The sequence below is a fragment of the Arthrobacter sp. 001422645 genome (assembly GCF_059816125.1).
In genome coordinates this window covers 59967-73013 of the sequence record NZ_JCBANT010000011.1, presented here as the reverse complement: position 1 = coordinate 73013, position 13047 = coordinate 59967, and the positions used below count along the sequence as shown (strand labels likewise).

Genomic DNA, 13047 nt, shown 5'->3' with positions numbered 1-13047 from the left:
ATCGGGACGGCAGCTCACCCGTAGGTTTTGCCGGTTGTCTGGGCCACGTCGGCGACTTCGCCCTTGACTTCCTTGACGATGTCGCCATGGCCGCCGAGTTGTTCGAGTTCGTGGGCGAGTTCGGCGAGTTCGGCGCCGCCGGCCATTTGGGCGGTGAGCTCGTCGAGGGTGATGTCCTTTTTGTCGTAGTAGCCGATCGATTTGCCGCGCTTGAGCAGCAGGAACCGGTCGCCGACGGGGAAGGCGTGGTGGGGGTTGTGGGTGATGAAGATGACCCCGAGGCCCCGGTCGCGGGCCTGCAGGATGTAGCGGAGTACCACGCCGGACTGCTTCACGCCCAGGGCCGCGGTGGGCTCGTCCAGGATCAGGACCTTCGCGCCGAAGTACACGGCCCGGGCGATCGCGACGCACTGGCGTTCACCGCCGGAGAGCTGCCCGATGGGCTGCTCCACGTCGCGGAGGTCGATGCCCATTTCGGCGAGTTCCTTGAGCGTGATCTCCTTCATCTTCTCGACGTCCATGCTCTTGAACGGGCCGAAGCCGGAGGTGAGCTCGGAACCGAGGAAGAAGTTCCGCCAGATCGGCATCAGGGGCACCACGGCCAGGTCCTGGTAGACGGTGGCGATGCCGGCGTCCAGGGCGTCCCGGGGAGAACCGAACTTCCGTTCCTCGCCCATGATATTCAGGACCCCGGCGTCGTGCTGGTGCAGTCCGGCGATGATCTTGATCAGCGTGGACTTGCCGGCGCCGTTGTCGCCCAGCACGCAGGTGACGCGGCCGTTGTCCACGGCCATTGTGACATCGGACAGGGCGATGATGTTGCCGTAGTGCTTGCCGACCCTCTCGAGGGAGAGCAGGTGGACGGGCGTGTGCGTGAGGGGATCTTTTTCGTTTTGGAGCAGCGTTTGCTGGTCGATCTCGTTGGCATTCATTTCTCTCCGGCCCCTTTACTTGAGTTCCGCGCGGCGCTTGACGATGAGGTTGACGATGGTGGCCAGCAGCAGCATCAGGCCGAGGAAGAACTTGAACCAGTCCGGGTTCCACTGCGCGTAGACGATGCCCTTGTTGGCCATGCCGAAGATGAAGGCGCCGATCGCGCCGCCGATCGCCGAACCGTAGCCGCCGGTCAGGAGGCATCCGCCGATCACCGCGGCAATGATGTAGAGGAATTCGTTGCCCACGCCTTCACCGGACTGCACGGTGTCGAAGGCGAAGAGGTTGTGCATGCCCAGGATCCAGGCACAGAAGCCCACGCCCATGAACAGTCCGATCTTGGTGGCCTTGACGGGCACACCCACGGCGCGGGCCGCGTTCGCGTCGCCGCCGACCGCGAAGATCCAGTTCCCCACCCGGGTCCGCATCAGCACCCAGGTGGCCACCGCGACGAGCGCGATCCAGATGAACACCGTGATTTTGACGTCGACGCCGGCGATGTTCACCGAGGACGCGAACACGGCCCGGGCGGAGTCGAAGCCCTCCATGTTGGAGATCGAGGGCGATGACACGCCGCCGCCGATCAGGCGGGTCAGGCCCAGGTTCAGGCCGGTCAGCATCAGGAACGTGGCCAGGGTGACGATGAAGGACGGCAGCTTGGTCTTCATCAGGATCCAGCCGTTGAGGTAGCCGATGCCCAGGGACACCACCAAGGCCAGGCCGACGCCGACCCAGACGTTCGTGCTGAAGTACCAGCTGAACATCGACGCCGTCAGCGCCGAGGAGATCACGGCGACGCCGGTGGAAAGGTCGAACTCCCCGCCGATCATCAGCAAGGACACACCCACCGCCATGATCCCGATGGTGGAGGAACCGTACAGCACGGTCGCGAAGGCATTCGGCTGGGTAAACGTCGGGGATACCAACGCGAAGAAGACGAACAGGACGATCGCGCCCACCAGGGCGCCAATCTCGGGCCGGCCAAGCAACTTCTGGAACGGACTGCGCTTGGCGACACGCTCATCGGCCGCCGGCGCCGGGGTCTTTGTCTGGGTGATGGTCATGATAGCTCTCCTTGCTGCCGGGCCGGTGTGAGCCGGCCCGGCCAGCGGACTGTTAGCGGATGCCCTGCTGGGCGAAGGTCAGGACATCGGCGGCATTGGATTTGTCGACCAGACTCGGGCCGGTAAGGACCGACTGGCCGCCGCCGATGGTGAAGCCGCCGCGCTTGTTCTGCCACAGCGCATCAACGGCGCCGTAGCCCTGCAGCCACGGCTGCTGGTCCACGGTGAACAGAACTGCACCATCCACGATCTTCTGGGCGAGGTCCGCGTTCAGGTCAAAACTGGCAACCTTGGCCGAGCTGCCGGCGTCCGTGACCGACTTGAGGAGAGTCAGGGTGATGGGGGCGCCGAGGCCGATGATGACGTCGGCGTCCTTGGAAGCCTGGAGCTTGGCCGTCGCCGTGGACTGGACAGAGGTCATGTCTTTTCCGTCGACGTACAGGATCTCCGTTGCGGGCACTTTCGCCTTGACGCCTGCGCATCGTGCTTCAAGTCCGACGTGGCCCTGTTCCTGGATCACGCAGACCGGGTGCTTGAAGTTCTCCGCCGCGAGCCGGGTGCCGACTGCCTCACCGGCGAGATTTTCGTTCGAGCCGAAGTGGGTGAAGGCCCCCAGCTGCGCCGAGACACCCTCGCCGGCGTTCAGGCTCACAACCGGGATGCCGGCGTCGGTGGCCTTCTTCAGGACGTCTTTAAGGGCTTCGGGCTTCGCAAGCGTCACCGCGATGCCGTCAACCTTCTGGTCGATAGCCTGCTGGATGAGCTGGGCCTGGCGCCCGGCTTCGGGATCGGACGTGTAGAGGAGCTCAACGTTGTCCTTCGCCGACGCCTCCTCGGCCCCCTTGCGGACGATGTCCCAGAAGGTGTCACCTGCAGCGGCGTGGGTGATCAGGGCAATCTTCATCCGCTCCGTGGAGGCGACCTGGCCGCCGCCGGCCGCAGCGCCGGAGTCTGCAGGCTTGCCGCCGGTGCTGGAACACGCGCTCAGGGCCAGCATGGGTACCACGGCCGCCACGAGGGCCGTCTTCCGCCACGAGAACTTGGTCACGATTAATCTCCTTTGATTCCGGGCCACGCCGACCGCATCTTTGCGTCAGTCCGTGAGCCGCCTACAACTGATCATGGTGATTTACCTCACTCATGTCAATAGTTTGTCCTGACATTAGGATGTAATCACGTAACGATTGACTTTCGGCCAGTAAACAAACGCCGGGGTTCGGGCCCTTCCGCGGGGCACCAAACTGCCGGCAAACGCCGGCGACGGCGGCAGCCCAAGGCCGCCGCCGTCGTCGCGATGTTCGAAAATGAAGTTGAGGAAGTTAGGCCCGCTGGAGCTCCGCACCCTCCCGCAAACCGTCCGCGCCGGCGCCGTCGGCCGCGGCAAGAACGCCGTCGCGCCCGCCGCCTTGCCGCCCGGCAGAGGCTGCGGCGACCACCATCACGGCCAGGCCCAGCAGCGTGATCCCGGCGCCGGCCCAGATGGGCGAGGTGTAGCCGAGGCCGGCCGTGATGGTCACTCCGCCCAGCCAGGCGCCGAGGGCGTTGCCCACATTGAAGGCTCCGATGTTGGCCCCGGAGGCCAGGGTGGGGGCGGTCGTGGCGTATTTCATGACGCGCATCTGAAGTCCGGGGACCGTGGCGAAGCCGAAGCCGCCCAGCAGCACCATGGAGGCGATGGTCATGGGCTGGCTTCCGGACGTCAGGGCGAAGATCACCAGGACCACAACCAGGGCGGAGAGCGCCACGAGCAACGTTCGGTCCACGTTCCGGTCCGCGGCCTTGCCGCCCGCGGTGTTGCCGATGAACAGGCCCACGCCGAAGAGAATGAGCAGCCACGGCACGGTGGAGGCGGAGAATCCGGTGACCTCGGTGAGCGTGAAGGCGATGTACGTGAAGGCGCCGAACATGCCGCCGTAGCCGAGGATGGTGACCAGGATGGAGAGCCAGACCTGGCCGGACCGGAAGGCCCGGAGTTCCCCGCTCAGGCCGCCGGCCTGGCCCGCGCCGGTCTTCGGGACCAGGGTGAGGATGCCGACCAGGGCCAGCACGCCGATGCCTGTGATCGCCCAGAAGGTGGACCGCCAGCCGGCGGCCTGGCCCAGCATGGTGCCGAACGGAACGCCCAGGACATTGGCTGCGGTCAGCCCGGTGAACATAATGGCGATGGCCCCGGCTTTTTTGGTGGGGGCCACCATGCTGGCGGCGACCACCGCGCCGATGCCGAAGAAGGCGCCGTGTGCCAGCGCCGCGATGATGCGGCCGATCATCATCAGCGAGTAGTCCGGCGCGACGGCCGAGATCAGGTTGCCCGCGATGAACAGCACCATCAGCACGGCCAGGACCGGTTTGCGCTCGAAGCGCGTTACGGCGGCGGTCAGGAGCAACGCCCCGACCACGACGGCGAGCGCATAGCCGGAGATCAGCCAGCCGGCCGTGGCCTCGCTGACGCGGAAGTCGGCGGCCACTTCGGGCAGCAGGCCCATAATGACGAACTCGGTGAGTCCGATCCCGAACCCGCCGAGGGCAAGTGCTATCAGGCCGATTGGCATGGAGGTGCTCCTTCAAAACTGTACGGAAAGAATTGCGAAGCGTAAGCTATTAGTTGCAGACGCGTTATTTATTGTTGCACAAGCAACTATGCCGCGCAAGCAACTAATTTGTGGGCTGCCGTTGTTCCGGGACTTTCCGGGCGGGGCGGGCTGATCTGAAGGGAAGAACTGATGGGCATCAAGGACGACGCCGTCGAGGTCCGGGCGCAAGGCTGGCGGACCCTGGCGGCCCTGCACGGGCTGATCGAGGCGGAGCTGGAGCGCGCGCTGCAGGCGGTGGCGCAGCTGTCCGTCGTGGAGTACACCGTGCTGGATGCGCTGAGCCGCCAGGACGGCTGGCACATGCGTATGCAGCAGCTGGCCCGCGCCACGGCGTTGAGTGCCAGCGCCACCACGCGGCTGGTCAACCGGCTGGAGGACCGCGGCCTGCTGACCCGGATCCTGTGCGCCGATGACCGCCGCGGCATCTACACCGAGCTCACTCCGGGCGGCATCAAACTGCTGGAGGAGGCCCGGCCCAGCCACGACGCCACGCTGGAGCGTGCGCTGGCCGAGGCGCAGGAGGTGCCGGAGCTGGCGCCCCTGGTCGATGCGCTTCCGAAGCTGCACGCGCACGCGTAGCCGTTTAACCCCGCGCCGCCCCCGGCCAGGCTACGCGGCGACGGGTTGTTTGGCAGCCAGTTGCTTGAAGTGGTGCTCCAGGTCTTCCAGGCTCTTGTCCTTTGTTTCCGGGATGTAGTTCGCGGCAAACGCAATGGCGCCGACACCCAGCACGGCGAAGACGAAGAACGTGCTGGCGAGACCGATCGCGGCGAGGAGCTGAGGGAAGCCGAACCCAACCAGGAAGTTCACCGTCCACAGCACAAAGGCTGAGGCGCCCATGCCGAGGCCGCGGATTTTCAGCGGGAAGATCTCAGACAGCATCAGCCACGTGACCGGGGAGATCGCGCCCTGCTGGAAGGCCAGGAATGTCACGGTCAGGGCCAGGATCACGAAGCCCCGGGCGGTGCCTTCGGGCAGGACCAGGGAGAAGACACCGATCAGCAGCAGCGCCGCCGTCGTGCCGATCTGGCCGGTGATGAGCATCTTGCGCCGGCCCACCTTGCCCAGCAGCCAGATCCCCACGAAGGTGGCCGCGACGGAGATGATGCCGTTGGCGATGTTGGCCGTCAGCGCGGCTTCGCGGCCGAAGCCGGATTCCGCGAGGATCTGTGTGCCGTAGTACATGATCGAGTTCACGCCCGTGATCTGCTGGATGACGGCCAGGCCGATGCCCACCACGAAGATGCGGCGCAGCCAGGGCACACCGAGGTCCCGCCAGGAGCCCATTTTGGACTTGTAGTCCTCCACGGCCATGGCCTTGACTTCCTCGAACTCGGCCCGGGCCCCGGACTGGGAGCGGATCCGTTGCAGCACGCTGAGGGTCTCGCCGAAGCTGCCCATCGAGGCCAGCCAGCGCGGGCTTTCGGGCATGAAGTTCATCCCGATCCAGAGTGCGATCGCCGGCAGGGTGGCGATGACGAGCATCCAGCGCCAGATCCCGCCGGATTCGCCGAAGGTGTTGCCGAGGTAGGCGTTGAAGATGAAGGCCAGCAGCTGGCCGGTGACGATCATCAGCTCGTTCTGGGTGACGATCCGGCCGCGCCGGGCGCTCGGAGAGACCTCGGCGAGGTAGACGGGCACGGTGACGGACGCGCCGCCGACGGCGAGGCCCAGGACGAAGCGGGCCAGGATCATGACCTCGGTGTTCGGGGCGACGGTGCAGGCCAGGGTGCCGACCAGGAAGATCACGGCCAGCACCATGATCATCTTGCGCCGTCCGTTGCGGTCCGCGAGGCGCCCGCCGAACAGGGCGCCGAAGGCGGCGCCAAAGAGCAACGAGGAGGTCACCAGCCCTTCGGTGAGCGGCGTGAGGCCCAGGTCCTCCTGCATGTAAGGCAGGGCACCGTTGATGACGCCGGTGTCATAGCCGAAGAGGAGGCCGCCGAAGGTGGAGATGATGGTGGCGGTGCGCAATGCCTTTTTATGGTTGGCCGGCGGCGCCTTCCGCTGTTGGGCGGTTGCCGTCGGCGTCATACGCTCACCTTCTGGATCTGCTGCTTCATCGTGTCCAGCTGGTAGCGGGAGACCTCGGCGGCGTTGTCGTCCTCGGCGAAGACGCTGGAGACCATCACGGTGTCCTCCCGATCTAGGAAGCCGATTTCCTGCAGGCCCCCGAAGAACTCGTCCCAGTTGACGTCGCCGTCGCCGATTTTCAGGTGCTGGTGCACCCGGACCGGGTTGCCGGGCGGGTTGGTGATGTAGCGCAGCCCGTGCGAGGCGTGGTGGTCCATGGTGTCGGCGACGTGGACCAGGCGGAGCTTGTCCCCCGCCGCGCGCATGATATCCAGCGGCGCGTCCTTCATGTGGAAACTGTGAGAGGCCACGTAGACCAGGCCCACGTTCTTGGAGTTCAGGCCGCGGATCACCCGGATCGCGGCGAGGCCCTCCTCGACGAAGTCGTCCGGGTGCGGATCGATCAGGAGGTCGATGCCTTCCCGTTCGATGATCGGCAGCAGTTCCTCCATGGAGCGGTAGAACGCACGCTCGGATTCCTCGGCCTTCTCCGGGCGTCCGCTGAACTCGGTGTTCATCGTGCTGACGCCCAGGTCCACGGCGATCTGGATGGCGCGCTTCCAGTAGCGGACGGCGGCTTCGCGGGCGTCCTCATCAGGCCCGGACCAGCGCAGGACCGGCAGCACGGAGGCGATTTCGATCCCGGCGTCCTTGCAGGCCGCCTTCAGCTGGCCCACCAGTTCGTCGTCGGCCTTCGGGTGGTTGAAGAACGGGATGAAATCGGGGTGCGGGGTCATCTGCATGTACTCGTAGCCGAGGTCGGCGACGACGCGCGGGAACTCCAGGAGTCCGAGGCTGTGGTGGAACGGCGTGGGATCAAGTGCGATTTTCACTTCGGAACACTCCATTGCGGATCTGGCGGGTTGAGCGTGGGACCGGAGGAACGGGAGGGGGCCACGGCCCCCTCCCGTTCGTCCTAGCGGTAGAGCGCGGGCTTGGCGTTGAGCTTCACGGCGACCTTTTCGCCGTTCTTCTGCGCCTCGACGCCGGCCTCGCAGCAGGCGGCGGTGGCGTACCCGTCCCAGGCCGTCGGTCCGCCGATTTCACCGCGGACGGCGGCGTCCACCCAGGACTGGATTTCGACGTCGTAGGCGGCGCCGAAGCGCTCCTCGAAGCCGGGGGTGATGTTCCCGCCCCAGCGGCCGGCAGTGCGCGTGGACGGGCCCTTGTCGCCGCCGATGCTGACGATGCCGTCCTCGAAGGAGGCCTGCGTGGCCACCTCGTAGCCGAACTTGGCGTTGACGAAGATCTCGACGTCGGCCAGGACGCCGGATTCGGTTTCGATCAGCACGTGCTGCGGGTCGTGCTGGCCTGCCGGAGCGTTCCTGGTGGCCTTGCCGAGGCGGACCTGGACGGACGTGATCTCCTCGCCGGTGAAGAACCGGATGGCGTCGAACTCGTGCACCACGGAGTCGTTGATCAGCATCTCGTTGGTGAAGCCGGCCGGGGTGGTCGGGTTGCGGTGCTGGTGGTGGAGCATCAGCAGCTCGCCGAGTTCGGAGCTCCGGATGATGTCGCCCAGGGCGGCGTATTCGGCGTCGAAGCGGCGCATAAAGCCGACCTGGATGCGCTGGCGGCCCAGCTGTTCCTCGGCCTGGACGATCTTCCAGGCGGAGGCGGCGTCCGGGGTGAGCGGCTTCTCGCAGAGGATCGGGATGTCCTTGGCAATCGCCTTGAGCAGGATGTCCTCGTGCAGGAAGCCGGGCGTGGCGATCAGCACGGCGTTGACGTCGCCGTTGTTGAGCGCCTCGTCGGCGTCGGCCAGGGCGACGGCGCCCGGGATTCCCTCGATGGCGGCCTGGGCGCGGGCCAGGTCGACGTCGACGACGGCGGCAACTTCCGCGCCGTGGATGCGGGTGTTAAGCCGCAGGATGTGGTCTGCGCCCATACGGCCGGCGCCGATGACAGCTACACGGAGGGTCTTGGTCATGGTTCTGGTCCTTTGAGTTCTAGTTGACGGCGGTGCGGGAGCCGCAGGAGAGCAGGTAGTTGCGGGTGCGCTTGGCGATCGGCATGGGCACATCGAAGGCTACGGGGTACATGTCCTGTTCCACGATGCCAAAGATCGGGCGGTTCAGCGCCTCGACGGCCTCGATGACGGCGCGCAGGTCCGGCAGGCCGTTCGGCGGTTCGGTCATGACGCCGGCCAGGTTGGCAGCGGCCCAGGTCATGTTCTCCTGGTTGACCTTTTTGAGGATGTCCGGGTTGATCTGCTTGAGGTGCAGGTAGCCGATCCGGTCCGGGTAGTTCTTGATCAACTCCAGGCTGGACGCACCGCAGTACTCGGCGTGCCCGGTGTCCAGGCACAGGTTGAGGTACTGGCCGTCCGTGGCGGCGAGCAGGGTCTCGATGTCCTCCTGCGCGCCGACGTGGGAGTCCGCGTGGGAGTGGAACTGCTGCTTCAGGCCGAAGTCCTCCAGCAGGGTCTTGCCGAGGCGGTTGTGCCCGGCGAAGAGGTCGGCCCAGGCCTTTTCGGTGAGCTCGCCGCTTTCCACGGCCTCGCCGGTGACGTCGTCGCGCCACATCGCGGGGATCACCACGATGTGTTCGCCGCCCATCGCGGCGGTGAGTTCGGCGACCCTGCGGGCCGGCTCCCACGCGGTTTCCCACTGGTCCAGGCCACGGTGGAAGGCGGTGAACACGGTGCCGGCCGAGATCTGCAGGTCGCGGGCCTTGAGCTCCTCGGCGAGCCGGGCGGGGTCGGTGGGGAGGTAGCCGTAGGGGCCGAGTTCAATCCACTTGTAGCCGGATTCGGCCACCTCGTCGAGGAAGCGTTCCCATGGGGTCTGCTTGGGGTCATCCGCGAACCAGACGCCCCAGGAGTCCGGCGCGGTGCCGATGATCAGCTTGTTCTCAGTCATGACAGCGTTGTCTTTCTTGGTCGGGCCGGGACTAGTTGGAGGGGAAGTTGTAGGAGGCGCCCGAGGCGTGGGTCGGTTCGGGCCAGCGGGACGTGACCACCTTGCCGCGGGTATAGAAGGAGACGCCTTCGGGGCCGTAGATGTGCTTGTCGCCGAAGAGCGAGGCCTTCCAGCCGCCGAAGGAGTGGTGCGCCACCGGCACGGGCAGCGGCACGTTGATGCCGATCATGCCCACGGTGACGGAGCGCTGGAACTTGCGGGCGTTGGCGCCGGAGGAGGTGAAGATGGCGGTGCCGTTGCCGTAGGGGTTGGAGTTGATCAGGGCGATACCGGCGTCCAGGTCCTCCACCCGGACGACGACGAGGACGGGTCCGAAGATTTCCTCGCTGTAGGCGGTCATTTCGGTCTTGACGTGGTCGATGACGGTGGGGCCCACCCAGAAACCGTCCTCGTGGCCTGCGACGACCAGGCCGCGGCCGTCCACCACCATCGCCGCTCCGGCGGCCTCGGCTTCGGTGACGATCCGGACGATGCGCTCCTTGGACGCCGGGGTGATGACGGGGCCCATTTCGGCGCCCGGCGCGGTGCCGTTGTTGACCTTGACCGCCAGGGCGCGTTCCTGGACCTTCTCGACCAGCAGCTCGGCGGCGTCACCGACGGCGACGGCGACCGAGATGGCCATGCAGCGCTCACCGGCGGACCCAAAGGCGGCGGCGGCGAGGTGGTCCGCGGCATTGTCGAGGTCGGCGTCGGGCAGGATGATGGCGTGGTTCTTGGCGCCGCCGAGGGCCTGGACGCGCTTGCCGTGCTTGGTGGCGGTCTCGTGGACGTACTTGGCGATCGGGGTTGAGCCGACAAAGGAGATGCCGTCCACGTCCGGGTGGGTCAGGAGCCCGTCGACGGTTTCCTTGTCGCCGTGCAGGACCTGGAAGACGCCGTCGGGCAGGCCCGCGTCTTTCCACAGCTTGGCCAGCAGCATCGAGGCCGAGGGGTCGCGTTCGGAGGGCTTCAGGATGAAGGCGTTGCCGGTGGCGATCGCCATGGGAGCCATCCACAGCGGCACCATCACCGGGAAGTTGAACGGGGTGATGCCGGCGACGACGCCGAGCGGCTCGCGGAAGGAGAAGACGTCGATGCCGGTGGAGACCTGGTCCGAGTAGTCGCCCTTGAGGAGTGTCGGGATGCCGCAGGCATACTCGATGACCTCGAGGCCTCGGCCGATCTCGCCCTTGGCGTCGGAGAGGACCTTGCCGTGCTCGGCGGTGATCAGCTCGGCGAGGGCGTCGACGTGCGCCGCGACGAGTTCGCGGAACTTGAACAGCACGGCGGTGCGCTTGGCCAGCGAGAAGTCGCCCCAGCTGTCGGCGGCCGCGCGGGCGGCGGCCACCGTGGCGTCCAGGTCCGCCCGGTTGGCCAGCCGCAGCTCCCCGGTGACGGCGCCGGTGGCCGGGTTGTAGACGGGCTGGGTGCGGGTGCCGTCGCCGGCGGTTTCTGCGCCGTTGATGAAGTGGTGGATGGTTTTGGTGGTGACGGTCGTCGTTGACATGGTGATGGACTTCCTTGGTCTGTGGATATGCGGGAGGGGTGAAGGGGGCTCAGCCCAGCAGCTTGCGCTGGCGGCTCTTGTGGTCGACGTAGGTCTGGAAGGCCTGCTTGGTGGAGTCCAGTTCGGAGACCTGGGACACCGGAACGTCCCACCAGGACTCGGAACCGGGGGCGTCCAGCAGCGGATTCGATTCGACATGGATGACAATCGGGCCGCCGCGTTCGGGCGCCGCTTTGGCGTCGCGGACGGCCTGTTCGAGTTCGGCGATGACCTTCTCCCCCGGTTCGATCCGGATCACCTTCACGCCGAGGCTTTCGGCATTCAGGGCCAGATCCACGGGGAGCCGCTCGCCGTCGTCGAAGCTGTGGTGCTCCTCGTCCAGGGCGCGGTACTGGGTGCCGAAGCGCTGCGAGCCGAGGGACTCGGAGAGCGAGCCGATCGAGGCGTAGCCGTGGTTCTGGATCAGGACCACAATCAGCTTGATCCGCTCGGCGACGGCGGTGACCAGTTCGGTGTGCATCATCAGGTAGGAACCGTCCCCCACCATGACGACGACGTCACGCTGCGCTCCGCCCTTCGCGGCTTCGGCCAGCGCCGCACGCTTGACGCCGAGGCCGCCCGGAATTTCGTAGCCCATGCAGGAGTAGGCATATTCGACGTGGTAGCCGAACGGGTCCCGGACGCGCCACATCTTGTGCAGGTCCCCGGGGAGGGACCCCGCCGCACAGATGACCACGTCCTGGGCGTCCATGGCCCGGCTGGTGGCGCCGATGATCTCGTTCTGGGCCGGCAGCGGGGTGAAGCGGGTGTCGAACGCCGCGTCCACCGTAGTGTTCCAGCGGGTCTTCTCGGCCGCGATCCGCTCTTCCAGGTCCGCGCCGATCCGGTAGCCGCCGAGGGCCTGGTTCAGTTTGATCAGGGCCTTGCGGGCGTCCGCGACGATCGGCAGGGAGCTGCCGTGCTTGTAGGCGTCGATCGCGGCTACGTTGATGTTGATGAACTTCACGTCCGGGTTCTGGAACGCGGTCCGGGACGCGGTGGTGAAATCCTCATAGCGGGTGCCGATGCCGATGATCAGGTCGGCCTCGGCAGCGACGGCGTTGGCCGCCGTGGTGCCGGTGGAGCCGATCGCGCCGAGGGAGAACCTGTGGTCCCAGGGCAGGACACCAACGCCGGCCTGGGTGTTGCCCACCGGGATGCCGGTCAGGTCCACGAACCTGGCGAGTTCCTCGTTGGCGTACGCGTAGAGCACGCCGCCCCCGGCGATGATGAGCGGACGCTTCGCGGCGCGGATCGCGTCCGCGGCGCGGCGGATGTCCTCGTCGTCGGCGTCGGGACGGCGGATCCGCCATTCGCGTTCGGCGAGGAATTCCTCCGGCACGTCGAAGGCCTCGGCCTGGACGTCCTGGGGCAGCGAGATGGTGACCGCGCCGGTCTCGGCCGGGTCCGTCAGGACACGCAACCCGTGGTGGAACGCGGAGAACAGCTGCTCGGGCCGGGAAACCCGATCAAAAAACTTGGACAGCGGCCGGAACGCGTCGTTGACGGTGATGTCGTAGGCGTAGGGCTGCTCGAGCTGCTGCAGCACCGGGTCCGCGGCCCGCGTAGCGAACGTGTCGCTGGGCAGCAGCAGCACGGGGAGCCGGTTGGTGGTGGCCAGTGCCGCGCCGGTGAGCAGGTTCGAGGAACCCGGACCGATCGAGGTGCTGATCGCGAAGGTCTGGCGCCGCCGGGTGTGCCGGGCGTAGCCGACGGCCTGGTGCGCCTGGGCCTGTTCGTTCCGGCCCTGGTAGTACGGCATGATCGTCGGGTCGAGCTGCTGATACTGCTTGAGGGCCTGCCCGACGCCGGCAACGTTGCCGTGGCCGAAGATCCCGAAAGTGCCCGGAATCAGCCGCTCACGGTAGTCCTGGCCGCCGATCGAGTCGACGGTGTACTGCTTGGACAGGTATTCGACGACGGCCTGGGCGACCGTCATT

The 13047-nt window shown here is 66.7% G+C and carries 11 protein-coding genes; 1 reads left to right on the top strand and 10 read right to left on the bottom strand.

The window, feature by feature from the left end:
* Positions 1-14: 14 nt before the first annotated feature.
* The 4 genes from AC6EUH_RS12505 to AC6EUH_RS12490 form a co-directional block, all read right to left on the bottom strand.
* Positions 15-932, bottom strand: coding sequence for an ATP-binding cassette domain-containing protein (locus tag AC6EUH_RS12505; protein WP_499738821.1), 918 nt, complete (start codon positions 930-932; stop codon positions 15-17).
* A 15-nt stretch (positions 933-947) separates the two neighbouring features.
* Entirely contained in the window at positions 948-1997 is a 1050-nt protein-coding gene (locus AC6EUH_RS12500; protein ID WP_499738820.1) for an ABC transporter permease, read from the bottom strand.
* A 52-nt stretch (positions 1998-2049) separates the two neighbouring features.
* Positions 2050-3045: a substrate-binding domain-containing protein gene (locus AC6EUH_RS12495; RefSeq protein ID WP_056424603.1), complete on the bottom strand. Its 996-nt coding sequence runs from the start codon at positions 3043-3045 to the stop codon at positions 2050-2052.
* Positions 3046-3316: 271 nt separating this feature from the next.
* The gene (locus tag AC6EUH_RS12490; RefSeq protein WP_499738819.1) at positions 3317-4546 is read right to left on the bottom strand and encodes an MFS transporter; all 1230 of its coding nucleotides are present in this window, start codon (positions 4544-4546) and stop codon (positions 3317-3319) included.
* Positions 4547-4717: 171 nt separating this feature from the next.
* On the opposite strand from AC6EUH_RS12490, the gene AC6EUH_RS12485 reads away from it, so the two are divergent.
* Positions 4718-5167 (top strand): MarR family winged helix-turn-helix transcriptional regulator, encoded by a 450-nt coding sequence (locus AC6EUH_RS12485; protein ID WP_056424597.1) that lies wholly within the window; start codon positions 4718-4720, stop codon positions 5165-5167.
* 30 nt (positions 5168-5197) lie between these two features.
* Here AC6EUH_RS12485 and AC6EUH_RS12480 read toward each other — a convergent pair whose 3' ends face one another.
* From AC6EUH_RS12480 to iolD, 6 genes are all read right to left on the bottom strand, one after another.
* Positions 5198-6622, bottom strand: a complete 1425-nt coding sequence (locus tag AC6EUH_RS12480; RefSeq protein ID WP_499738818.1) for a sugar porter family MFS transporter — start codon at positions 6620-6622, stop codon at positions 5198-5200.
* A complete protein-coding gene (locus AC6EUH_RS12475; RefSeq protein WP_499738817.1) occupies positions 6619-7494 on the bottom strand; it encodes a sugar phosphate isomerase/epimerase family protein in 876 nt (291 codons plus the stop codon). The genes AC6EUH_RS12480 and AC6EUH_RS12475 overlap by 4 nt, the downstream gene beginning before the upstream one ends.
* An 83-nt stretch (positions 7495-7577) precedes the next feature.
* Positions 7578-8591, bottom strand: coding sequence for a Gfo/Idh/MocA family protein (locus AC6EUH_RS12470; protein ID WP_056424591.1), 1014 nt, complete (start codon positions 8589-8591; stop codon positions 7578-7580).
* A gap of 19 nt (positions 8592-8610) precedes the next feature.
* Entirely contained in the window at positions 8611-9522 is a 912-nt protein-coding gene (locus AC6EUH_RS12465; protein WP_056424588.1) for a sugar phosphate isomerase/epimerase family protein, read from the bottom strand.
* A 31-nt stretch (positions 9523-9553) separates the two neighbouring features.
* The gene (locus AC6EUH_RS12460; RefSeq protein WP_499738816.1) at positions 9554-11068 is read right to left on the bottom strand and encodes a CoA-acylating methylmalonate-semialdehyde dehydrogenase; all 1515 of its coding nucleotides are present in this window, start codon (positions 11066-11068) and stop codon (positions 9554-9556) included.
* A gap of 49 nt (positions 11069-11117) precedes the next feature.
* Complete coding sequence (gene iolD, locus AC6EUH_RS12455; protein ID WP_499738815.1) at positions 11118-13046, bottom strand: 3D-(3,5/4)-trihydroxycyclohexane-1,2-dione acylhydrolase (decyclizing); 1929 nt, start codon at positions 13044-13046, stop codon at positions 11118-11120.
* Between the last annotated feature and the right edge of the window lies 1 nt (position 13047).

Excerpts from the sequence above, each read along its gene's own strand:
- AC6EUH_RS12465 (WP_056424588.1), bottom strand. The coding sequence starts at position 9,522 with ATGACTGAGAACAAGCTGATCATCGGCACCGCGCCGGACTCCTGGGGC.
- AC6EUH_RS12490 (WP_499738819.1), bottom strand. The coding sequence starts at position 4,546 with ATGCCAATCGGCCTGATAGCACTTGCCCTCGGCGGGTTCGGGATCGGA.
- AC6EUH_RS12500 (WP_499738820.1), bottom strand. The coding sequence starts at position 1,997 with ATGACCATCACCCAGACAAAGACCCCGGCGCCGGCGGCCGATGAGCGT.
- AC6EUH_RS12460 (WP_499738816.1), bottom strand. The coding sequence starts at position 11,068 with ATGTCAACGACGACCGTCACCACCAAAACCATCCACCACTTCATCAAC.
- AC6EUH_RS12470 (WP_056424591.1), bottom strand. The coding sequence starts at position 8,591 with ATGACCAAGACCCTCCGTGTAGCTGTCATCGGCGCCGGCCGTATGGGC.
- AC6EUH_RS12480 (WP_499738818.1), bottom strand. The coding sequence starts at position 6,622 with ATGACGCCGACGGCAACCGCCCAACAGCGGAAGGCGCCGCCGGCCAAC.
- AC6EUH_RS12505 (WP_499738821.1), bottom strand. The coding sequence starts at position 932 with ATGAATGCCAACGAGATCGACCAGCAAACGCTGCTCCAAAACGAAAAA.
- iolD (WP_499738815.1), bottom strand. The coding sequence starts at position 13,046 with ATGACGGTCGCCCAGGCCGTCGTCGAATACCTGTCCAAGCAGTACACC.
- AC6EUH_RS12485 (WP_056424597.1), top strand. The coding sequence starts at position 4,718 with ATGGGCATCAAGGACGACGCCGTCGAGGTCCGGGCGCAAGGCTGGCGG.